This window comes from Actinomadura decatromicini (assembly GCF_008121305.1).
In the GTDB taxonomy this organism is placed as follows: domain Bacteria; phylum Actinomycetota; class Actinomycetes; order Streptosporangiales; family Streptosporangiaceae; genus Spirillospora; species Spirillospora syzygii.
The window spans coordinates 181,868-203,606 of sequence record NZ_VSRQ01000003.1; the positions used below are offsets into that span (position 1 = coordinate 181,868).

Here is a 21,739-nt window from a genome sequence, read left to right on the forward strand (position 1 = left end):
AACAGCGGGGAATTCAATCGCGCGTGCGACGCCTTGATCGGTTCCCAGTCCGTTTCGCGCGAGAAGGAGAAGAAGGGCTCGTCGGCGTGGGTGTCCGCTGGAAAGATTCTCGGACCGCTCCTCTTGGGAGCGCTCCTCACGCTCTTCACCACCGAATGGCGGGCGGCCGTCGACCGGGGCCGCAAGGAGGCCCTGGAACTCCGGCGGCTGGGCCGGGAATTCCGCTCCGCCGCGGACGATTACGCCGGGCAGCGCGAGCGGGGCGACCAGCCGCCCCCGCAGCCCGTGCACGCCGCCGGGCACGCGCTGGCGCTCCGCCTGGAGGAGGTCAAGGCCCGCCGCACCTGGTGGCGCACCGTGTCCCCGGTGCTCGCCGCGCTCGCCCCGGACCGGCTGGACGAGTCCGTGGTGGGGGGCTGGACCGAGCTGGGCGAGGACGACAGGAAGGCCAGGCACACCGCGGTCATGGACGCCGTCCGCCGCATCGACGCGCAGGTCGGCGGCACCGCGCGCGCCCTGGAGCATCCCTGGCGCCCGCCGCTCCTCCGCTGGTTCACGCTCTGGCAGAAGGTCCCCCCGCGATGAACGAGCCGAGGCCGCAGAGCGGTCGTCTCTCCACGAAGAACCCGCTCCGGTTGGAGCGGTACGCCGACAGGCCGCCGCTGGCCCTGGAACCGCACCGGGTGAAAGAGCACAAGGAACACTACGTGGACACCCGATCGTTCAAGTCGTGCTTCGACGAGTTCAAAGAGGAATTCAGCGATCTCGAAATGATCCGCGACCGTGGACATCTCGTCTACGTCCACGGCGCGCACGGCACCGGGAAGACATCCCTGATATGCCGGTGCGCCCACTACCTCAAGGAGCTCTCCACTCCGGCCGAAGTGCGCGTGGTCGACGCGCGGTCTCTGGTCGGCCCCACCGGCACACCGCAGCGGCGAATGCTCGGACTGGCCCTCAGGATCTGCTGGGAACTGCTGGCGAGCCAGCATTTTCGGGACGACCAGAACCGGAAACAGCAGGTCCAGAACGTGATCAGCGACATTGAGCGGCTGAAGGGGGACCGGACCCTCACCCCGGACATGATCCGAGCCGAGATCAGCACCATGCTGTTCGAGATCGACCTCGCCTCCGTCAGGGGCGGCCCGCTGGTCGTGGTCATCCTCCCGCGTTCCACCAACCTGGCCGACGTGTGCCTCTACGCCGACGTCGTGCAGCCCTGCATGCTCTTCTTCACCGAGATCCAGGACGAGGACCTCGACAAGGACGAACCCCCGTTCCACGGCAACATCTCCGTCATCCAGTTGCACACCCGCTCACTGGAGGTCGAGGACGGCTGGGCATTCATCCGGAAGCGCCTCTCCGGGAAAACGGACGGCCAGGAATCCTGGAAGATTCAGGAAGACGATATTACGAGAATTATGACCGCCTATGAGGGTCGCATGACGATAAGGATGCTGGTGGACGGACTTGTAGATCTTTTTGAGCAGATCATTGGTACTGACAGTTCGCGGGATGTGAGTTACAGTGACTTGGAGTCCCAATTCATCGTGGCTCGCGGATCGAGGGAACGGGCTCCTCATGACCGATGATCATGAGCCGTCGCCGGCGGCACGGCCCAACCCCTTTCCGCCCGGCGCGTCCGCGATGCTGGGCGAACTGCCGGACGAGGTGGCGGGCCTCGACACCCGGGCGATCCTCACCGCGCGGCACGTGGTCGACGAGTACCTCGCGCGCAACCTGCGGCCCTGGCGGGACACGCGCGCCCGACCGGGCCCGGCCCCCGACCCGCGGGCGCTGACCGACGACGAGGCGGTGCGGGCGTCCTCCACCGGCGCGAGCGGCGAGGTCATCGCCGTCTTCGGCGAGGCGGGCACCGGCAAGACCCACCTGCTCAACACGCTGATCCACCGGCTGCGCCATCCGGCTCCCGGGGCCGCGATCCCCCGCAAGATCGTCTATCTCTCCGCCCAGGCGTCCGACTTCGGCACCCTCTACCGCACCTCGTTCATCCCCAGGTTCCATCCCGACGAGCTCAAGAGCGTCGTCCTCGGCTACTACGCCGACGTTGTCGCCGAACGCCTCAGGACCGACTTCCCGCAACTGGCCGAGCAGGCGCGGGCGCTGGAGCGGCGCGACCCCTCCGTCGACCCGCGGACCCTCGCCCGGCAGACCGGGCTCGCGGCCCGGGTGCCGAGGCAGCTCCAGGAGCGGCTCTGGCAGGTGACCGGGAGCAAGCAGTTCGGCACCGCGTTCGCGCTGCTCGCCGACGCGCAGCTCGCGCTCGCGGTGATGGACTGGCTGGCCGGCGGCGTCCCGCCCGACGCCCGCCTCCAGGAGCAGGGGGTCACCGGGGAGCTGTCGTCCGACGCCCAGATGCTCGACTGCATGGGCGCGCTCACCAGCCTCTACGGGCGGCAGGGCCTGCACTTCGCGCTCCTCGTCGACGACATCGAACGACTCCTCGGCCGTCCCGACCAGCCCGCCACCGACACCCCGAAGTCGTTCCACAAGCTCCTGCGCACGTTCGTGGAGAGCGGGGCGCTGCTCGTCCTCGGCGGCCTGCCCGAGTACGTCGACCAGATCCCCGGCGAGGTCCGCTCCCGGATCCGCACCCTGATCTCGCCGTCCCCGCTGGACGGCGAGCAGATCGCCGAGTACGTCAGGCGCCGCCAGGGCGGCGTGCTCGACCCGTTCGAGCAGTCGGCCTGCGACGCGATCCACCGGCTCACCGGCGGCCGTCCCCGGCAGGTCGTCCGGCTCTGCTACCGCAGCTTCCAGCTCACCGAGCCGCCCGCCAAGGTCGACGTCCCCGCCGTCCACGAGGCGGCGCGGCGGGAGAACCTCGGCTACGTCGCGTCACTGGACGACATCCGCTCGCAGGTCTCGGAGATCCTCACCGGGCGGGGCTGGGCGGCCGAGACGCGGCACCCGCTGCGGCCGGGCGGCGAGCGTCCCGACTTCTGGATCCCGATGCCCACCGGGCAGGACGCCGCGGGCTGCGCGATCGTGGTGAGCGGGCGGCTGGTGCTGCCCAAGGACGCCGAGCCGCTGATCGGGCGCGTCGAGACGCTGCGCCGCGGCAACCCCGAGCGCCGCGTGGTCGTGGTGACCGGGTTCCTCAGCGAGGAGATCCGCCCCTCCCTGACCCGCGCGTGCGGAGCGCCGCCGATCGTGTACGCCGCCGACCGGTTCCACGAGGTCCTCACCTCCCGCCTGGACGAGCTGAACCGCGAGATCCTCGGCCGCCGTCCCGGCCCCGGACCGGCCGCCGACGGCGACATCGCGCTGATGCGCGACTCGGTGGACCGGATCCGGCGGCAGGTCACCGCCTCCCACGACCGCGTCCTCGACCTGCAGAACCAGGTCGAGCTGATCCGGCGGCACACCGACCGGCAGCTCCAGGCGATCAAGAGCGACCTCGCGCACCTCCCGGCCGCCGCCGGGGAGGAGCCGGAAGACCCGGGACGGGAACTGCCGGAGGCCGTCGTCCGGCTGTTCACCATGGCGCTCGACTCCCTCGCCGCCATCGACGACGTCGACGCCTACATCGGCCGCGCCTTCGACCTGTCCCGCGACGACGCCGCCACCACCGGCGCGATGCTCAACTACCGGTTACGCCGCTACGAGATCTTCGAGGCGATCGGGGTGAGCATGGTGCTGCGGCGGCTCGTCACCTCGTTCGAGCGGTCGGTCGCCTCCTGGCTGGCCGACGTGCGCTCCCGGTCGGGCCCCGGTTCGGGCCCCGCCGCCGACGACCGCGCGCGGCTCGACAAGCTGTGCGAGGCGTTCGACGCGAGCTACGACGCCGTCCCGCTGTCGTCGCTCAGCCAGCTCGACGCCCTGTCCGACGACGCGGTGCCCGGCCTCAGCGGGTCCGTCGCCCAGGTCGCGATCGCCGAGAGCCTGGACGGGCTGAGCGGCCGCGTCCGGCACAACGTGCTCAGCGCCGCCGAGACCATGGACCGCGACCCCGGGCCACCGCCCCTCTAGGCCGGGCCCGGCCCCGCCGCCCGGTCGCGGGTGTACTCGTCGATGATCGTCTCCAGGCGCCGGTCGGCGTCCCACACGCTCGACTGGCGCAGCGTCACCCCGAACAGCACGAGGCCGTCGGGCAGCCCCCGGTAGTACAGCGCGCCCTGCTCGACGTCCATGACGAGGCGGTCCAACCGTCCCCGCAGGACCGGTTCGAGCTGGTACGACAGGGACCGCACGAGCTGCCGCGCGGAGAGGCTGATCTCCTCGTAGCGCTTCCTTCGCTCGGCGACCGACACCCTGCGGAAGTACTGCCCGAGGACGTCGTCGGCGAGGACGTCGGTGGTGAACAGGTGCTCGCCGCCGCGATGGGCCGAGACGTAGTGCAGGTCGAGCGGCGAGACCCGGCGGCGGCTGAGGTCCAGGAGGCGAGCGTCGGCGCCGGGGGCCTCGAACACGACGGGCGCCGGTTCGGGGACGTCCGGGAGCGCCGGCGCGTACGTGCTGTAGCCGCCCAGGTTCTCCGGCCCCAGCGAGTAGAGCGCGCGGACCCGGTCGGAGATCCACGCCATCTGCCGGTCGCCGAGCTCGGCGGGCTCGCCCTCCCGCGCGACGCCGAACTGGGTCTCCCCCGGGCGGAGCGAGATGTAGTAGACGGCGCCGGAGGCGCAGGACAGGACCATGCGGATGAGACGCCCGCTGTCCAGCGGGGCCGTCCAGGCGTCGCACTTGTCGAACGTCGGGCCGAGCCTGCACCCGATGCGGGTGTGGAGCTTCCGGTCCTTCGGGGTCAGGCCGGGGTCCTCCACCGCGAAGCGGAACATGCCGTCGATGAAGTTCGCCGTGTGGACCAGCCCGGCGGCCCGTTCGAACTCCTCCTCGACGGTGTGCTCCAGTAACAGCGTTCCGGGGCTGCCGCCGACGTGCTCGGCACGCCGGGTGGTAAGCCTCGCGGTCTCGCTCACCTCGGTCTCCTCTCCAGGGGGTTCCGGGCCGGTCTCAGATCTGCGGGGCGTCCCATTCGAACGCGCGGCGCCCGGTGCCGGGCGCCTCGTCCCGCAGCCGCGCCCGGGTGTGGGCGAGGTTCCCGCGCACCGCGAGGGCCCACGGGTGGTCGTCGTCGGGGTAGCAGGACGCGAGCCGCTCCTCGGCCTGCTCGTCGAGGTCGAGGGCTTCCTCCGGGCGGCCGAGGGCCATCAGCGCGTTCGCCCGGTCGACCAGCGCCCCCACCACGTACGGGTGGTCGTCGTCGAGCTTCTCGCGCAGCGCGTCCAGCGCGGTCTCGCTCTGCTCCCCGGCGAACTCGGCGTCGCCGCAGGCCAGCGCGTAGACCGACAGGTTGCAGCGGGCGAGCTGGACGAACGGGTGCCCCTCCTCGTACAGGCCGAGGTAGCCGAGCACGGCGCGGCCCGCCCCGGCGCGCGCGGCGTCGTGCGCGCCGCAGGCGTGCTCGGCCGCGGCGAGGGCCAGCCGGCAGGCCAGCGTCTCGTAGTTCTCGCCGGGGTGGACGTCCAGGTGGAGGCTCAGCAGCCGGCGCAGCTCCCGCAGGTCGGTGTGCCGCGCGTCGGGGTCGCCGGGCCGGTGCCGGCGGGTGATGCGCTGGTGCCGCTGGGCGCACAGCAGGTGGGGGTTCGCGGCGTCCTCCCGGTACAGCTCGCGGAGGTCGGCGACCGCGACGGTCAGCTCCCGCGCCGACTCCTCGTACCGGCCGAGGTGGCGCAGCAGCGCGCCGATCCGGTAGGTGGAGACGGCGACCTCCAGCCGGTCGCCGGGGTCGACCCGGTGCTGCCGCTCCCGGTTGCGCCGTTCGAGCTCCAGCGCCTCCCGGACGGACGAGTCGAGCCCCTCCAGCGTCAGCGACAGCGTGAGGTTCTTCGCGGCGGTCCTGGTCAGCTCGTGGTCGTCGCCCAACTCGCGGCGCAGCCCGAGCAGCGTCGCGCGGTCGCGGATGAGCGCGGCGGCGAAGTCGCCGGACAGGCGCAGGTCGGCCGCGTACCCGCGCGCGCTCATCAGCGTCCGGATGTCGGTGCGGCCGAGGCGCATCTGCCGGTTGAGCGCGTCCGCGGACAGGGCGGCCGCCTCGTCGAAGCGGCCGAGCGCCCGCAGCAGGTTGGCGCGCTGCACCTCGACGCGCAGCAGCAGCGGGTCGTCGGGCCCCCAGCGGTCGCGCCAGTCGGCCGCGAGCCGCTCGGCGGCGGCGAGGCCGAGCGAGCGGTCGTGCCTGTCCCCGGCCACGTACAGGTGGCGCAGGTGGCAGGCGAGCCAGCGGCGGACGGGCCGCTCCCGGCTTGCGAACGCCTCGCTGACCACCAGGTGCCGCCCCAGCTCGGCGAACGTCGCGGCGTGGTAGGGCTGGTCGACCTCGGCGTCGGCGGGCGCGAACGCGGCGAGGACGCCGTGCACCTCGGCGACCACCTCGGCCCGCTCGTCGTCCGCCAGCGACTCCCGGACGATCTTCTGGACCATCCGGTGGACGCGCAGCTCCCCGCCGAGCTCGTAGTCCACCTCGGCGAGCCCGTACCGGGCCAGCCGGATGAGCAGCGCCTCCAGCCGCACGGAGTCCTCGGCGAGGTCGGGCCAGCGCTTCTCCAGCGCGGCGAGCATGGCGGGCGAGAACAGCAGCCTGCGGCCCACGCCGTCGGGCGACAGGAACGCCGCCATCCGCATCAGCCGCACGGCGGCGTCGCCGGAGTCGGCCTGGCGCAGGGACTCCAGCGTCAGCCCGAGGACGGTCCGGGCGGTTAGCAGGTCGGCGTCCTCCGGCCCGGCCGCCGCGGTCGGCGCCGCGGTCGGCGCTGTGGTCGGCGCGGTGGCGAAGCGGTCGGCGAACAGGCTCAGGAACGTCTCGGCCGCGTCCTCGACGGCCTGGAGCTCGCGGAACGCGGCCGCCTCCGGCCGGAGGCCCTGCGCCTCGGGGAGGGCGGCGCCGCGCTGGGCCCGGTCGGCGTGGCGCTCCACCCACGCCGCGGCCAGCGCGACGTTGAGCGGGAGGTCGCGCATGCGCTCCGCGAGCCGGTCGATGTGCTCCTCGGAGAGGGCCCGGACCGTTCCGTGGAGCAGCTCCCGGCTCTCGGCGCGCGTGAACGCGCCCGCGCGGGTGGCCTTCTCGACGCGGCGGACCAGCACGCCGTTGCGGAGGGCCTCGACGTTCCCGCCGGTGATGACGACGTGGCGGCCGCGAGTGGTCTCGGGGACGAGGCCGTCCAGGTCCTCGGGGCGCTCGACGTTGTCGTAGACCAGCAGCCAGGTGCCGGCGCGGTCGACCTCCTCCTTGACGAACTGCGCGACGGGATCGCCCGCGGCGGACGCGGGCCTGCGCCCGTCGCCGCGCGCGTCGACCGCGTCGCGCATGGCGGTGAGCCCGGCGCGCACGCTCGGCGCCGACGCCGCGGTGATCCACCAGATCACGTCGTAGTCGCCGGAGAACCGGTGCGCGTACTCCATGGCGAGCCGGCTCTTGCCGGTGCCCGGCGGGCCGTCGATCGTGTAGACGCCGTCACGGTCCGAGCCGAGCAGCGCGTCGCGCATCCGCTCGATCTCGTCGCCCCGCTCGACGAAGGGGCCCGCGGGCGGGGGCAGGCGGCGGGCGGCGGGCGGACGGCGGGGGAACCGGGGCTCGCCCGGGACGTCCCGGTGCTCGGGCGGCGTGCGCGCGGGCATCAGCCGCCGGAACAGCTCCTGGCGGGCGTCCCGCTCGTCGAGGGCGAACAGGTCGATCCGCGCGGTCTCCGGGACGCCGTCGGCCGGGTCCTCGGGCGACAGCCTGAGATACCAGCCGCCGTCGGACACCGGCGCCGCCCCCGAGGTGGCGGCGCCTTCGGGCCCGATGACGAGGACGAGGTCGTCATCGCGGGGCGCGCCGTCCCCGACCGGGCGGAAGGGCGTCGAGCGGAGCTGGACGGCGAGCCAGTCGGCCCAGGCGCGCTGGGCGGGCTCGTAGACCACGCGGTACCGGCGCGTCCGCGAGGCGCCGTCCGCGCCGACGCGCTCCCGGTACGCCTCGACCGTCTCGGCCGCGGCCCGCGGCGGGTCGAACCCCGGGTCGCCGAGGATCTCGCGGAGCGCGTCCCGGTAGGCGGGCAGGAGCCGGGCGGCGACCGGGTCGCCGCCGAACACGGCGAGCCTTCCGGCGGCCCCGGCCCCGGCGGCGGAGACGGTGCCGGAGGCGGCGTCGGAGACCTTGGGGGTCGCCATCCGCCGCCAGTAGCCGTCGCGCGCGGCGGGCGGCATCGTGCCGGGTAACAGCCACGCGAACCGCACCCGAGCCTCGTCCTGCCACGCCGGGTCCTCGACCTGCATGAGCAGCGGGACGAGCCGGGGGACGTCGGCGGTCCTCAGCTCCCGGGCGAGCCCCTCACCGGCCGCGATCCCGCCGCGGTCGGCCCGGACCCCGACGACCACGGTGTCGGCGAGCTTCGCCAGCGCCCCCGCCGGGAGGCCGACGGCGTCGACGAGCACGTGGTCGTACTCGGTGCGGCGCAGGCTCTCGCGGAGGGCGGCGGCGAATCCGACCGGGTCGGGGATGTCCGGTCCGGTCCAGTGCCCGCGGGCGCCGCCGCGGCCGAGCGCGGGGAGGAAGTCCACCCGGCCGGCGATCGGCGGGCCGGGCGGCCGCCGGTGCCGCAGGACGGACTGCAGGTCGAGCCCGTCCGGGGCGTCGGCGCCGAAGCCGCGGGCGAGGTCGACCAGCCCGGCGTCGTCAGGACCGGAGGCGGCGAACGTCTTCGCGTGGTCCTCCAGGGCGGGCGACGCCAGGTCGCCGTCGACGAGGAGCACGACGCGGCCGGCGAGCGCGAGCATCCAGGCGAGGTTCGCGAGGGCGGTGGTGCAGCCCGCGCCGCGCTCCGGGGAGGTCAGGGCGATGACGTCCGGGGGGCCGCTGCGCGGCGGGACGTCGGGCACGGGGACCAACGCGGCTCCTTCGGGCTCATATTCGCGCCTTGAACGTCAGGTACAAAGCCGACTCTTCGAGGTTCTCCCAATAGATGCGGCTGACGGCCCTGCGAAGCGCCTCGCTCGGCAGCGCGTCCATTTGATCGAGATCGAAGTCGGTCACGTCGATGATGGTGGTCGGAAGATCCTCGCTCGCCTCGTCCATCGATCACTCTATTCGGCTGACACGGGAGTTCTTTGGGGTTGACCGAATTCGGCCGCACATGTCAAGGCCACTTCCGCCATCCCGCATGGGCAGGGTCAGGCTAGTCCCGATCCGCAATGGCGACTGCGTCGTCTGCCGCTTTTTCCACGTCCGGCCAAGGACCGACGAGGGTCTCTTCGCCGGGGTCCGGCAACCGGTCGGCGAACCGGTTCAGGAGCCCGTTGGAGGCGTAGTGCAGGACGTTCACGACGAGGATCGCGGGCGCGACGATGCCGACGGTGCCCCGGAAGTCGGGCTCCAGCGCCAGCGCCAGGATGATCGCGGTGATCCCGTTCTGCTGGCCGAGCGCCAGGTGGACGCGGTCGCGGCGGCTCAGCCCGTGCTTGAGGACGGGCACCACGAGCAGCGAGATGAGCGCCTGCGCGCCGAACGCCGCGCAGCCCAGCACCAGCGCGGGGAGCGGGTCGACGCCGTCCACGAGCAGCAGCCCGAGGGCGAAGGAGGCGACGAGGAACGCGACCGACACGGCGCGGTCGATGAACCCCGCGTACGCCCCCACGCGGAAGAACAGGCCGGTCACGGCCACGGCCAGCATCAGCATCGAGTCGGCGGCGACGAGGAAGACGGCCGCCAGCGCCACCAGGGAGAGCAGGTCGACGCCGCGCCCGCCCCCCTCGACGTCCGAGCCCACACGCCTCCGCAGGGCGCGCAGCGCGAGGAACACCAGCAGCGCCCCCGCCGCCAGCGCGAGGTTCCACCCGAGGTCGACCAGGTAGGCGCCGAGCCCGCTTCCGGACGGACCGGCCCGCGGCGACCCGTCCCGTCCGGACAACCGGAAGGCGAGGATCGAGAAGTAGAGGGCGAGGAGCACCGTCACCGGGTCGTCGAACGAGGCCCACGCGAAAAGGAGCGCCTTCGCCCGTTCCGACATCCGGCTGCCCGCCCGCATCGCGGCCACCGACAGCGGGTCGATCTGCGCGACGGCGATGCCGAGCACCAGGTAGCGGGCCTCGTGGAACGCCAGGAGCATCACCCCCGCGATCAGGGTCGCCTTGAGGACCACACCCAGCGTGACGGCCACGAGGACGCCCCGGACGTCCCGCCTGAGCGCCCCGAGCTCGATCGCGTGGGTGCTCCCGTACAGCCCGATCGCGAGCAGGAACCCGGCGAGCAGCGAGTACCGGGCCGACCCCGCCAGATCATGGGGATGGACGAGCGCGCCCGCGCCGAGCCCGGCCATCGTGGCGAGCACCGCCCCGACCACGATGGGCGGGACGATCCGCGACAGCCGTCTCCACGGTAAGCGCGCGCCCAACGGCACACTCCGTTCCAGGGGCCGACTCCGTGCGGCGGATCACCGCCGGCGGCCGGGCTCGCCGATGCCTGCGAGCACGGACATCATAAGAAACGATCTCCACCCACCGAAAGGCCACCGCGACACCGGTCGACTTACCTCCTGACCGAAATGCGGCTACCACCGTGAACCCGGACTAAGCCCGTTCCATCGTCCGAAAACCCCGCCTCCCACCCACCTTGTCCATGGACAAACCGCCACCAGAGCCACAACAAAACAACCCCACTCTCAGCCCCGGCCCTCCCACCAAAAAAATAACGCCCCCCGATAAAGGGAGGCGTGGACGGTCGCGGCCGTGACCGCGTGGTTGGCAGCAGGGCTTTCCGTCCACCCGCCATTCCAGATCGCCCCCGCCACGAGCGGATGGCGGGCGAATGACTAAGGGCCCGTGTTCTCTATGTTGAGAACCGGGCCCTTGCTTCGTGCTTCTTGGTAGCGGGGGCAGGATTTGAACCTGCGACCTCTGGGTTATGAGCCCAGCGAGCTACCGAACTGCTCCACCCCGCGGCGATGGCTTAACTCTATGGGGCCGGAGGTGCTTAGGCAAACGGGTTTGGAGGGACGGGGGCCTGGAGGGCGGCGGCGAGCATGGCGGTGAGGTCGGCGGTGAAGGTGTCGTGGTCGAGGAGGGTGCGCTGGGGGGTGGCGGGGTCGAGGCGGCCGGTGCGGTCGGCCAGGGCCGTGGTGAGGAAGGCGATGGCGACGGCGATGCGCTCCAGGGCGAGGGGTTCGGGGAGGGTGGCGCGGCAGGCGGTCTCCAGGAGTTCGAGCTGGCGGGCGAGCGCGGTGCCGTGCAGGAGGGGCGGGGGGCGGTGGTCGCGGATTCCGGCGCGTCCGGCGAGTTGGGCGGTGATGCGGAGGAAGTCGCGGCCTTCGGGGGTGCGGAGTTCGTCGGCGGTGGGACGGACGATGGCGTCGACGATGCCGTGGAGGTCGTCGGTGCCGAGGGTGGGGAGGGTGGCCTCGCGGGCGGGCTCCATGCGCTGGACGCCCTCGGCGAGGATGGCCTGGAGAAGCCCGGCGCGGGAGCCGAAGTGGTAGGTGACGGCGGAGTCGTTGGCCTGTCCGGCGGTGGCGACGATGTCGCGGGTGCGGGCGGCGTCGATGCCGTCGGCGGCGAGGTGGTGGGCGCCGGCGCGGAGGAGCCGTCGGCGGGTAGTGGTTGCGTCCTTCGGCACGGCGGTGATACTAACAGGGGGCGTTATTAACGGTGGCCGTTATAAGTCGCGGCAGACGGGAGCCCCATGGCGGACGTCTACGACCCGTTCGATCCCGGATTCCAGGCCGATCCCTACCCGGCGTACCGGCGGCTGCGCGACGACGACCCGGTGCACCGGCACGACGATCCGCCGTTCTGGGCGCTGTCGCGGTTCGACGACGTCTGGGCGGCGGTCCGGGACGCGGAGACGTTCTCGTCCGCCCAGGGCCTGACGTTCTACCCGGACGAGATCGGCACGCTGGGCCTGCCCCCGACGATCGTGATGCTCGACCCGCCGCGGCACAGCGTGCTGAGGAGGCTGGTCAGTCACGGGTTCACGCCGCGCCGGATCGCCGCCCTGGAGGATCTGCTGCGCGGGTTCGCCCGGTCGCGGATCGCGCTGATGGAGCGGAAGGCGGCGGACGGTGAGACGCCCGACCTGCACCGCGACTTCGCGTCCGCGCTGCCGACGTTCGCGCTCGCGCACCTGCTCGGCGTCCCCGAGGCGGACCGGGCGCGGTTCGGCCCGTGGGTGTCGGCGCTGACGACCCTCCAGGACGACGGCTTCCACCCGCAGTCGATGCGGAGCGAGGCGGTCGAGGCGGTGGCGGAGATGTTCGCCTACTTCACCGACGTGATCGCCGCGCGCCGGAGGGAACCGTCCGGCGACCTGATCAGCGCGCTCGCGGTCGCCGAAGTGGACGGCGAGCGGCTCACGGACTGGGACGTCCTCGGCTTCTGCTTCGTCATGGTCGCGGGCGGCAACGACACGACCGGGAACCTGATCTCGCACGGCGTGGCGCTGCTGGACGGCGACCACGCGCAGCGCGAGCGGCTGGCGGCCGACCCGTCGCTCGTCCCGAACGCGCTGATGGAGTTCCTGCGCCTGGAGGGCTCGGTGCAGGCCCTCGGGCGGACGACGACGCGCCCCGTCACCCTGCACGGGACGGAGATCCCCGAGGGCGAGAAGGTGATGATGCTGTTCGGCGCGGCCAACCGCGACTTCCGCGAGTTCGGCCCGTCCGCCGGCGCCCTGGACGTCACCCGGGAGATCCCGCGCCATCTCGGCTTCTCCAGCGGCGTGCATTTCTGCATCGGCTCGCATTTGGCCAAGCTCCAGGCCCGGGTCGCCTTCGAGGAATTGCTGAGGGCCCATCCCCATGCCGGCGTGGACGTGGAGAACGCGGAACGGATCGCGTCGCCGTTCACCCGTGGCTGGAAGAGCCTCCCAGCCACGGGCATCCGAGCGCTTTGACCCCCGTCGGCTAGCCCATGTGCGGGTAGCGGTAGTCGGTCGGCGGGACGAACGTCTCCTTGATGGAGCGCGGCGACGTCCAGCGGAGCAGGTTGAACACGGATCCGGCCTTGTCGTTGGTGCCGGAGGCCCGCGCCCCGCCGAACGGCTGCTGTCCGACGACGGCGCCGGTGGGCTTGTCGTTGATGTAGAAGTTCCCGGCCGCGTACCGGAGCACCTCGGCGGCGTGCGCGGCGGCCTCCCGGTCGTTCGCGATGACGGCGCCGGTCAGCGCGTAGTCGGCGATCGACTCCATCTGGGCGAGCATCTCCTCGTAGCGGTCGTCCTCGTACACGTGGACGCCGAGGATCGGCCCGAAGTACTCGGTGCGGAAGATCTCGTTGTCCGGGTCGTCCGACACGAGGACGGTCGGCCGGACGAAGTACCCGACCGAGTCGTCGTAGGTCCCGCCCGCGACGATCTCGACGCCCGGGTCCTCCTTGGCGCGGTCGATGGCGGCCTTGCTCTTGGCGAACGCCCGCTCGTCGATCAGCGCGCCCATGAAGTTGGACAGGTCGGAGACGTCCCCCATGGTGAGCCCGTCGGCCTCGGCGGCCAGGGCCTCCTTGAGGCCGCCGTCCCAGATCGACCGCGGCACGTACGCGCGGGACGCGGCCGAGCACTTCTGCCCCTGGTACTCGAACGCGCCGCGCACGAGCGCCGTCTTGAGCACGGCCGGGTCGGCGGAGGGGTGCGCGACGACGAAGTCCTTGCCGCCCGTCTCCCCGACGAGCCGCGGGTAGCCGCGGAACTTCCCGATGTTGTCGCCGACCGTCTTCCACAGGTGCCGGAACGTCGCGGTGGACCCGGTGAAGTGGATCCCCGCGAGGTCGCGGTGCTCCAGCGCCACGCTCGACACGGCGAGCCCGTCCCCGGTCACGAGGTTGATCACGCCGGGCGGCAGGCCCGCCTCCTCCAGCAGGCGCATGAGCAGGACGGCCGAGTACGTCTGCGTCGGCGACGGCTTCCACACCACGACGTTGCCCATCAGCGCGGGCGCGGTCGGCAGGTTCCCGGCGATCGCGGTGAAGTTGAACGGCGTGATCGCGTAGACGAACCCCTCCAGCGGCCGGTGGTCGAACCGGTTCCACACCCCGGGGCTGTTGATCGGCTGCTCCGCGAGGACCTGCCGCGCGAAGTGCACGTTGAACCGCCAGAAGTCGACCAGCTCGCACGGGCTGTCGATCTCCGCCTGCTGGACGGTCTTGGACTGCCCGAGCATCGTCGCGGCGAGCAGCGTCTCCCGCCACGGCCCGGCGAGCAGGTCCGCCGCCCGCAGGAAGATCGCGGCCCGGTCGTCGAAGGACAGCGCCCGCCAGCCGGGGGCGGCCTTGAGCGCGGCGTCGATGGCGTCGCGGGCGTCGTCCTCGGTGGCCGTGCCGAACGTCCCGAGGACGGAGGCGTGCTTGTGCGGCTGCACCACCGCGACCTTCGCGCCCGCCCCGAGCCGGCGCTCGCCGCCGATCGTCATGGGCAGGTCGATCGGCGCCTCGGCGGTCAGCTCGGCGAGCCTCGCCTCCAGCCGGGCCCGCTCGGCGCTGCCCGGGGCGTAGCCGCGCACCGGCTCGTTCGCCGGCGTCGGAACGGTGGTCACGGCGTCCATGAAAGGAACCTCCTGTGGAGTCGGCGGAATGAGCGGGCGAGCGGGGGGCGGGTCAGCGGCGGGCGGGTCAGCGGAAGGCGGGTCAGCGGGAGGTGAAGGAGCGGAGGAAGAACACGAGGTTGGCGGGACGCTCGGCCAGCCGCCGCATGAAGTAGCCGTACCAGTCGGCCCCGTACGGGACGTAGACGCGCATCCGGTGGCCCTCGGCGAGGCGCCGCTGCTCGGCCGTCCGGATCCCGTACAGCATCTGGAACTCGTAGGACGACGGGCTTCTTCCCGCGGCCAGCGACAGCGCGATCTCGATGATCCGCGGGTCGTGGCTGCCGACCATCGGGTATCCGTCGCCGTTCATCAGCGTCCGGAGGGCGCGGACGTAGGCGCGGTCGACGTCCCGCTTGCTCTGGAAGGCCACCGACGCGGGCTCCGCGTACGCGCCCTTCACCAACCGGACCCGCGACCCTTCGCCGACCAGATCCTTGAGGTCGCCTTCCGTACGACGCAACATCGACTGGATGGCGACGCCGACCCAGGGGAAGTCGACGCGGAGCTTCCCGAGGATCTCCAGCGTGGAGTCGACGGTGGTGTGGTCCTCCATGTCGAGCGTGACGGTCATCCCGACCCGTCCGGCCGCGGCGCAGATCTCGCGGGCGTGGTCGAGGGCGAGGTCGCCGGGGAGCGCCTGGCCGAGCGCCGACAGCTTCACCGAGGCGTCCGCGCCGCCCGCGTAGCCGTGGTCGGCGAAGGCGGTGAACAGCTCCAGGTAGGCGTCCCGCGTGGCCGTCGCCTGCGCCCGGTCCCTGGTGTCCTCGCCGAGGTGGTCGAGCGTGACGCGCAGTCCGGCCGCGTCCAGCTCGCCGACCGCGTGCAGGGCGCCGGCGAGATCGTCACCGGCGACGAACCGGTCGACGACTCCCCTGGTCAGGGGGATGGACGTGACGAGGCCACGCATCCGCCGGCTGCGCGCGGCGGCGAGCAGAAGGGGACTGAGCATCGGACCCTCCAACGTCTGGGAACACCTCGCACGGTAGGAGCGCCCGGCCACCTCGCCGTATAGCCAAATGCGACTTTAAGCGCGCGATTTCTTCATACAGACGTATGATGGGCGTTCATGGACCTTCAGGAGATCGCGGAACACGCGGCCGACCTCCTCCGCGCCCCCGCCACGCTGGAGGACCGCGACTTCCACCTCGTCGCCTACGCCGCCCACGGGGACACGATCGACCCCGTCCGGATGGACTCGATCCTCCACCGCCGCGCGACGCTCGCCGTCCGCACCCGGTTCGAGCGGCACGGCATCGCCCGCGCGACGGGGCCCGTGCGCATCCCGGCGGACACGTCCGTCGGGCAGCTCGGACGGCTGTGCCTGCCCGTCCGCTGGAACAACGTGACCTACGGCTACCTCTGGCTCCTCGACGACCAGGAGCGCATCACCCCCGCCCAGGCCGCCCAGGCGATGCCCCTCTGCGAGCGCGCGGCCCTGCTCATGGCGCGCCAGGCCCGCGAGCGCGACGACCTCGGCTGGCGGGTCGCCGACCTGCTCTCCACCCACCTCGACGTCCGCACCCAGGCGGCGGACGAGCTGACCGACGCGGGCGTCGCCGAGCCGCCTTTCACGGTCGCCGTCCTGCGCACCCCGAGCGCCGAGCCCCTCAACCCGTGGCTGCTCCCCCACTCCGCCCTGACGACGGTGTGGCAGCGCGACCACGTCCTGGTGATCCCGTCCACGTCGGCCGCGCCGATCGACCGGGCCCGGCGCCTCCTGGAGGAGCGCAACGTCACCGTCCGGGCGGGCGTCTACTCCCCCTGCCTCGCGCTCGACCAGGTCCACGAGGGGTGGCTCCGCGCCCGCGTCGCCGCCCGCGTGGCGGCCCCCGGCGAGACGCGCGACTGGAGGTCCCTCGGCGCCCTCCGCCTCCTCCGCACGGCGGGCGACGAGGCCCTCACCCAGTCGACCCAGACCGAAGGCGCCGAACGCCTCCTCCAACACCCCGACCTAGCCGAAACGGCGCGCACCTACCTGGACTTGGCGGGCAACGTCCAGAAGACTGCCCAGACCCTCAACATCCACCGCCAGACCCTCTACCACCGCCTGCGCCGCATAGAAGACCTGACGTCCCTGGCCCTGACCAACGGCCAAGACCGCCTAACCCTCCACCTCGCCCTGACCCTCGCCCCCCACCTGAAGCAGGACGTCCCCTAGGACTCCGCCTGGGCGAAGTGGGCGTGCTCGGTGCGGAGAGTGCGTTTGAGGATTTTTCCGCTGGGTTTCTTGGGGAGGGCCTCGGCGAAGCCGATGTACTTCGGGCGTTTGTAGCCGGCGAGGCGGGCGCGGGTGTGGGCGTGGACGTCGTCGGCGGTCAGGAACGTGCCGGGCTTCGGGACCACGACCGCGGTGACCGCCTCGATCCAGCGAAGGTGGCCGATGCCGAACACCGCGACCTCGGCGACGCCGTCCAGCTCGTAGAGCCTTAGCGGGTCGTCGTCTTCGACGAGGACGTCGGGCGCGGTTTCCGGGCCGGACGTCCAGCAGATGTCGACGTCTTCCCAGCCCTCGGCGGGAGCGCCGCCTATCGCCCCGCGCACGCCGCCCTCTATTCCGGCGGTGGCGAACACCGTCACGGCGTATTGCCAGCAGTTGTGGTTGAGCAGCGCGAGCCGGTCGCCCTTTCGTATGCCGCGTCCCGCGAGGGCGTGCGCGGCCGCTGGCAGATGCCCCTGACCACCCCCGAAAAGGGGGACCGCGCCCGCCCGCCGCGCCCGGGGCCGCGCCTCGACGCCGTGTATCGCGGACGTATCGAAAACCGCATACGCCCTCGCAACGATCTTCCTTCTTCAGTGGAGGCATGAACCACAGCGCATCAGTGTCAGAGAGCGACGGCGCCGTTCCCGGCGGGGCGGCGGTCTCGGTCTTCGACGACGGCTCCCCGGCGGTGGCGGGACTCGACCCGGACCTCCGCGACGCGCTCCGCCGGGCGGCGGCGGACGCGGAGTCCGACGGCGTCCGGCTCCGGGTCAACAGCGGCCGGCGGACGCCCGAGCACCAGCGGCGGCTGCTGCGGGACGCCATCGCCAGGCACGGCTCGCCGGACGAGGCCGCCCGCTGGGTGGCCACTCCGGAGACGTCCGCCCACGTGTCGGGCGAGGCGGTCGACATCGGCCCTCCGGAGGCCGCCGCCTGGCTTTCCGACCACGGCGCCGCGTACGGGCTGTGCCAGATCTACCGGAACGAGCCCTGGCATTTCGAGCTGCGTCCGGAGGCGGTGAGGAACGGCTGCCCGCCGATGTACGCCGATCCGACCGAAGACCCCAGGATGCGGCGGTGAGCCGATCCGCCATCGCGGCCCAGCGGGGCACCTTTCCCGCGCCCACCCTGGAGACGCTGCCCGTCGCCGTGACCGCGAACGTGGCGAGGGTCCGCGCGCGGACGCGGAGCACGATCATGGCCGTCGTCAAGGCGGACGGCTACGGCCACGGCGCCGTCACGGTCGCCCGGGCCGCCGTCGCCGCCGGCGCCGGATGGCTCGGGACGACCAGCCTCGCCGAGGCTTCCGCGCTCCGCGCCGCCAGGCTGGAGGTGCCGATCCTCACCTGGCTGCACCCGTCCGGGATCGACGCCGAAGCGGCGGCGGTCGCCATGGTGGACGTCGCGGTCGGGTCGGTGGACGAACTCGCCACGCTCCTGACTCAAACCGCGCCGACGACGGTGCGGATTCACCTCCATGTGGACACCGGCATGTCCCGTGGCGGCTGCCCCCGCGAGCAGTGGGACGAGCTGCTCGGCCTCGCCCGGCGCGGGCAGCGGGCCAGGCGTGTCCGCGTCACGGGCGTCATGGGGCATCTCCCGCTGGCCGACCGCGCCGATCCGGCGGAGAACGCAGGGGCGGTCGCGGGTATGCGCGATGCGGTCCGGATGGTCCGGGCGGCCGGGTTCGGTTCGCCGGTCACCCATCTCGCCGCCACGTCCGGGACGCTGACCGACCCGGCGACCCACTTCGGCCTGGTCCGCGTCGGGGCGGGGCTGGTGGGCATCGACCCGTCCGGGAGCGTGGAGATGCACGGCGCGTCCCGGCTGACCGCACCGATCGTGCACACCGCCCGGGTCGGGGCCGGGACGCCGGTCGGCTACGACGGCGCGTACGTCACCGGCCGCGCCACCCATCTGAGCGTCCTCCCCCTCGGCTACGCCGACGGGATCCCACGGGAGCTGTCGCCGCAGGCCGGGGTCGAGATCCACGGGCGCCGCCTCCCGGTCGTCGGACGGGTCTCGATGGACCAGATCGTGATCGACACCGGCGCCGAGGCGTTCCCGGTCGGCACGTCCGCGACCGTGTTCGGCCCGGACGGGGGCGCCACCCCGTCCGTCCACGACTGGGCCCGCTGGGCCGGGACCATCCCGCACACCATCGTCACCGGCATCGGCCCCCGCGTGCGCAGAAGCACCGCGTGAAAAGGAGCGCCCCTTGAACAAGACGACACGGCGGGTCGTGGTGATCGGCGGCGGGGAGAACGCCGAGCACGACGTCTCCCTGGCCACGGCGGCGGCGATCGCGGCGGCGCTGCGGTCCGGCGGCTTCGACGTCGACGAGCTGACCATCGGCCGCGACGGGACGTGGCGGCGCGGGCCGAGCGCGCTCCGCCCGCGGCCCGCCGGTTCCCTGGCGGCCGCGCTGGACGTCGTCGACGGCGCCGACGCCGTGTTCCCCGCCGTCCACGGCCCGGTCGGCGAGGACGGGACGCTCGCGGCCCTGTGCGCCCTCACGCACACGCCGATGGTCGGCTCCGGCCTGCGCGCCGGAGCGCTCGGCATGGACAAGTGGGCGACCAAGCTCGTCGCGGAGGCCGTCGGGATCGACACCGCCCCCGGCCGCCTGGTGACGGCCGGCCGTTTCGACGTCGAGTTCAAGACCGACGTGGTGGTGAAGCCGGTCTCGGCCGGATCGAGTTTCGGCGTCGCCCTGGCGCGCGACGCCGTCCGGCTGCGCGAGGCCCTGCGCGACGCGGCGCGCTTCGACGACCGCATCCTGGTCGAGGACGTGGTGGTCGGCCGGGAGATCGACGTGGCCGTCCTGCGGGAGGCGGACGGCCGGAGCTGGGCGGCGCCGCCGCTGGAGATCCACGCGGACGGCGTGTTCGACACCGCGTCGAAGTACGACGGATCCGCCCGGTTCAGCGTCCCCGCCGACATCACCGACACGGAACGGAAGGCACTGACCGAGGCGGCCCTGCGGATGTTCGACGCGCTCGGCTGCGCCGGTGTCGCCCGCGTCGACTTCTTCCTCACCGAGCACGGCCCCGTCCTCAACGAGGTCAATACCATGCCGGGGATGACGGCCCAATCCCAGGTGCCGAGGATGTTCGCCGCGGCCGGGGTGTCCTACGAGGAGCTGGTCGCGCGCCTGGTCGACGCCGCCGCCGTCCCCGGCCGCACCGCGAACACGCCCGGGTGAGGGCGCGCCGATTTCGATATGTCAGCGATACGCCATCCCGCCTAGCCTGCGGGTATGCGCGTGCTGACCGTGAACGACGACCCCCGCCCGGCGGGCGCCGCCCGCCGAACCGGCATCGGCGGCGCCCGTGGGTAGGCGCCCCGGGCTCAGCGTCCGGCTGAAACTCACCATCAGCTACGCCGGGTTCCTCCTGCTCGCCGGCGCCCTGCTGCTGGCCGTGGTGTGGGTGTTCCTGCTGCGGTACGTCCCGGTCAACACGCTGTACGGCCCCGGCGGCTACATCCCGAACCGCGGCGACCTGGTGCGCGCCTTCCTCCCCCGCGCGGCCACCGCGATGTTCGTCCTGCTGCTGTTCGGCCTCGCGGGCGGGTGGTTCCTGGCCGGACGGATGCTCGCCCCGCTCACCCAGATCACCACCGCCGCGCGGTTGGCCGCCGGCGGGTCGCTGTCCCACCGGATCGACCTGCACGGCCCGGCGGACGAGTTCCGCGAACTCGCCGACGTGTTCGACGCGATGCTCCACCAGCACGAGGCCCACATCGCGGAACAGCAGCGGTTCGCGGCCAACGCGTCCCACGAGCTGCGCACTCCCCTGGCGATCACCCGCGCGATCCTCGACGTCGCCCGCACCGACCCCACCCGCGACAAGCGCGAGCTCCTCGAACGCCTGCACAAGGTCAACACCCGCGCCATCGACCTGACCGAGGCCCTCCTGCTGCTGTCGCGCAGCAAGGGCCAGGGCCTGGCCCGCGAACCCGTCGACCTGTCCCTCATCGCCGAGGAAGCGTCCGAAACACTGCTCCCGCTCGCCGAGCAACGCCAGATCACCCTCGAAGTCACCGGCGAACCGACCCAGACGACCGGCTCCGCCGAACTCCTCCTGCGGATGGTGACCAACCTCGTCCAGAACGCCGTCGTCCACAACATCGCCACCGGCGGCGCCGTCACCGTCCACACCGCGACGCAGCACGGCGCGAGCGTCCTCCAGGTCCACAACACCGGGCCTCGGCTGCGGGCCGAGCTGTTGCCGACCCTCGCCGAGCCCTTCCAGCGCGGCACCCAGCGCATCCGCACCACCGAGCACGCGGGCGTCGGCCTCGGCCTGGCGATCGTGCAGAGCATCGTCCACGCCCACCACGGCACCCTGGATCTCACGCCCCGCTCGGGCGGCGGCCTGATCGTGACGGTCCGGCTTCCCACCGCGCAGAACCAGGGGCCCGTGCTCTCGATGACGAGAACCGGCCCCTGACGTCGGCAGCGGCGCGGCGCGGTGCAGCGTCCTGACCCGGCCCCGGCCGGATGCGAAATGTCTTCACGGGCGGCCGGAATTTGCCAGAAATGAAAGCCGCGCGCGAAAAGACTGGACGGTTCGGGAAGTGGGTTCTACTGTCATGCTCAACCGCCCGCCCGGAGGGGGTCGGGTAGAGGACAAACCATAGGGGGCATGGTAGGAGACACCGGCCGACAATCCTCGAAATCGAGCGGACATTCCTCTGACCTGCGGCGCGAGACGCCGCCCGCGAGGGAAGTCCGAGGACGGCGAGAATGAGGGTTCGCGAGCCGGAGTCAAACCGAAGGCGCTGAGCCGACCAGGGCGGAGACCCTGGTCCCGGCACCTCGGCGAAACCGCGCTAGACCAGGTCAGCGCACACGATCGGTCACGCTGCCACCGGCGGCCCCTTGTTGCAGGCGGACCGAGACAACGAATTCCGACGCACCGAATCATGGCACCGGTCCAACGTGGATTCTCATGATCCGCATTACCGGCGG

17 protein-coding genes and 1 tRNA gene are annotated in these 21,739 nt (G+C 72.5%); 9 read left to right on the forward strand and 9 right to left on the reverse strand.

What is annotated here, in order from left to right; all coding sequences use genetic code 11:
* Positions 1-123 precede the first annotated feature (123 nt).
* Genes FXF68_RS14650 through FXF68_RS42335 form a run of 3 tightly spaced genes read left to right on the forward strand, consistent with a single transcriptional unit; the run spans position 124 to position 3,993 of the window.
* Positions 124-585: a hypothetical protein gene (locus FXF68_RS14650; protein ID WP_148759550.1), complete on the forward strand. Its 462-nt coding sequence runs from the start codon at positions 124-126 to the stop codon at positions 583-585.
* Positions 582-1,592: a P-loop NTPase family protein gene (locus FXF68_RS14655; RefSeq protein WP_148759551.1), complete on the forward strand. Its 1,011-nt coding sequence runs from the start codon at positions 582-584 to the stop codon at positions 1,590-1,592. The genes FXF68_RS14650 and FXF68_RS14655 overlap by 4 nt, the downstream gene beginning before the upstream one ends.
* Entirely contained in the window at positions 1,582-3,993 is a 2,412-nt protein-coding gene (locus FXF68_RS42335; RefSeq protein ID WP_187437928.1) for an ATP-binding protein, read from the forward strand. The genes FXF68_RS14655 and FXF68_RS42335 overlap by 11 nt, the downstream gene beginning before the upstream one ends.
* Here the strand turns inward: FXF68_RS42335 and FXF68_RS14665 are convergent.
* The 6 genes from FXF68_RS14665 to FXF68_RS14685 all read right to left on the reverse strand — a co-directional run bounded on the left by FXF68_RS14665 (position 3,990) and on the right by FXF68_RS14685 (position 11,605).
* On the reverse strand, positions 3,990-4,940 hold the full coding sequence (locus FXF68_RS14665; RefSeq protein WP_148759552.1) for a hypothetical protein: 951 nt from the start codon (positions 4,938-4,940) through the stop codon (positions 3,990-3,992). The genes FXF68_RS42335 and FXF68_RS14665 overlap by 4 nt on opposite strands.
* A 34-nt stretch (positions 4,941-4,974) precedes the next feature.
* Entirely contained in the window at positions 4,975-8,877 is a 3,903-nt protein-coding gene (fxsT, locus tag FXF68_RS14670) for an FxSxx-COOH system tetratricopeptide repeat protein (RefSeq protein ID WP_246178780.1), read from the reverse strand.
* Positions 8,878-8,902: 25 nt separating this feature from the next.
* Entirely contained in the window at positions 8,903-9,073 is a 171-nt protein-coding gene (locus FXF68_RS42340; RefSeq protein WP_187412397.1) for a hypothetical protein, read from the reverse strand.
* Between the two features lie 100 nt (positions 9,074-9,173).
* Positions 9,174-10,388: a hypothetical protein gene (locus FXF68_RS14675; RefSeq protein WP_148759554.1), complete on the reverse strand. Its 1,215-nt coding sequence runs from the start codon at positions 10,386-10,388 to the stop codon at positions 9,174-9,176.
* Positions 10,389-10,857: 469 nt separating this feature from the next.
* Positions 10,858-10,934 (reverse strand) — tRNA-Met (locus tag FXF68_RS14680).
* 32 nt (positions 10,935-10,966) lie between these two features.
* Positions 10,967-11,605, reverse strand: a complete 639-nt coding sequence (locus FXF68_RS14685) for a TetR/AcrR family transcriptional regulator (RefSeq protein ID WP_148759555.1) — start codon at positions 11,603-11,605, stop codon at positions 10,967-10,969.
* Between the two features lie 66 nt (positions 11,606-11,671).
* Here FXF68_RS14685 and FXF68_RS14690 point away from each other — a divergent pair, with 66 nt between their 5' ends.
* Positions 11,672-12,880, forward strand: a complete 1,209-nt coding sequence (locus FXF68_RS14690) for a cytochrome P450 (protein WP_148759556.1) — start codon at positions 11,672-11,674, stop codon at positions 12,878-12,880.
* A gap of 10 nt (positions 12,881-12,890) precedes the next feature.
* Here FXF68_RS14690 and pruA read toward each other — a convergent pair whose 3' ends face one another.
* A complete protein-coding gene (gene pruA / locus FXF68_RS14695; protein ID WP_148759557.1) occupies positions 12,891-14,522 on the reverse strand; it encodes an L-glutamate gamma-semialdehyde dehydrogenase in 1,632 nt (543 codons plus the stop codon).
* Positions 14,523-14,604: 82 nt separating this feature from the next.
* Positions 14,605-15,513 carry a proline dehydrogenase family protein gene (locus tag FXF68_RS14700; protein ID WP_148759558.1) on the reverse strand — a complete coding sequence of 303 codons (909 nt, stop codon included), beginning with the start codon at positions 15,511-15,513 and terminating at the stop codon, positions 14,605-14,607.
* A gap of 117 nt (positions 15,514-15,630) precedes the next feature.
* Between FXF68_RS14700 and FXF68_RS14705 the strand changes: the two genes are divergently transcribed.
* Positions 15,631-16,722, forward strand: coding sequence for a PucR family transcriptional regulator (locus tag FXF68_RS14705; protein ID WP_148759559.1), 1,092 nt, complete (start codon positions 15,631-15,633; stop codon positions 16,720-16,722).
* Here the strand turns inward: FXF68_RS14705 and FXF68_RS14710 are convergent.
* Positions 16,719-17,141, reverse strand: a complete 423-nt coding sequence (locus FXF68_RS14710; RefSeq protein WP_222869948.1) for an AMP-binding enzyme — start codon at positions 17,139-17,141, stop codon at positions 16,719-16,721. The genes FXF68_RS14705 and FXF68_RS14710 overlap by 4 nt on opposite strands.
* Positions 17,142-17,383: 242 nt before the next feature.
* Between FXF68_RS14710 and FXF68_RS14715 the strand changes: the two genes are divergently transcribed.
* The 4 genes from FXF68_RS14715 (at position 17,384) to FXF68_RS14730 (ending at position 21,218) form a co-directional block, all read left to right on the forward strand.
* On the forward strand, positions 17,384-17,845 hold the full coding sequence (locus FXF68_RS14715; protein WP_246178694.1) for a M15 family metallopeptidase: 462 nt from the start codon (positions 17,384-17,386) through the stop codon (positions 17,843-17,845).
* Positions 17,842-18,969 (forward strand): alanine racemase, encoded by a 1,128-nt coding sequence (alr, locus tag FXF68_RS14720; protein WP_148759562.1) that lies wholly within the window; start codon positions 17,842-17,844, stop codon positions 18,967-18,969. The genes FXF68_RS14715 and alr overlap by 4 nt, the downstream gene beginning before the upstream one ends.
* Before the next feature lie 13 nt (positions 18,970-18,982).
* Positions 18,983-19,969 (forward strand): D-alanine--D-alanine ligase family protein, encoded by a 987-nt coding sequence (locus FXF68_RS14725; protein WP_148759563.1) that lies wholly within the window; start codon positions 18,983-18,985, stop codon positions 19,967-19,969.
* Between the two features lie 127 nt (positions 19,970-20,096).
* Entirely contained in the window at positions 20,097-21,218 is a 1,122-nt protein-coding gene (locus FXF68_RS14730) for a sensor histidine kinase (RefSeq protein WP_148759564.1), read from the forward strand.
* Positions 21,219-21,739 lie beyond the last annotated feature (521 nt).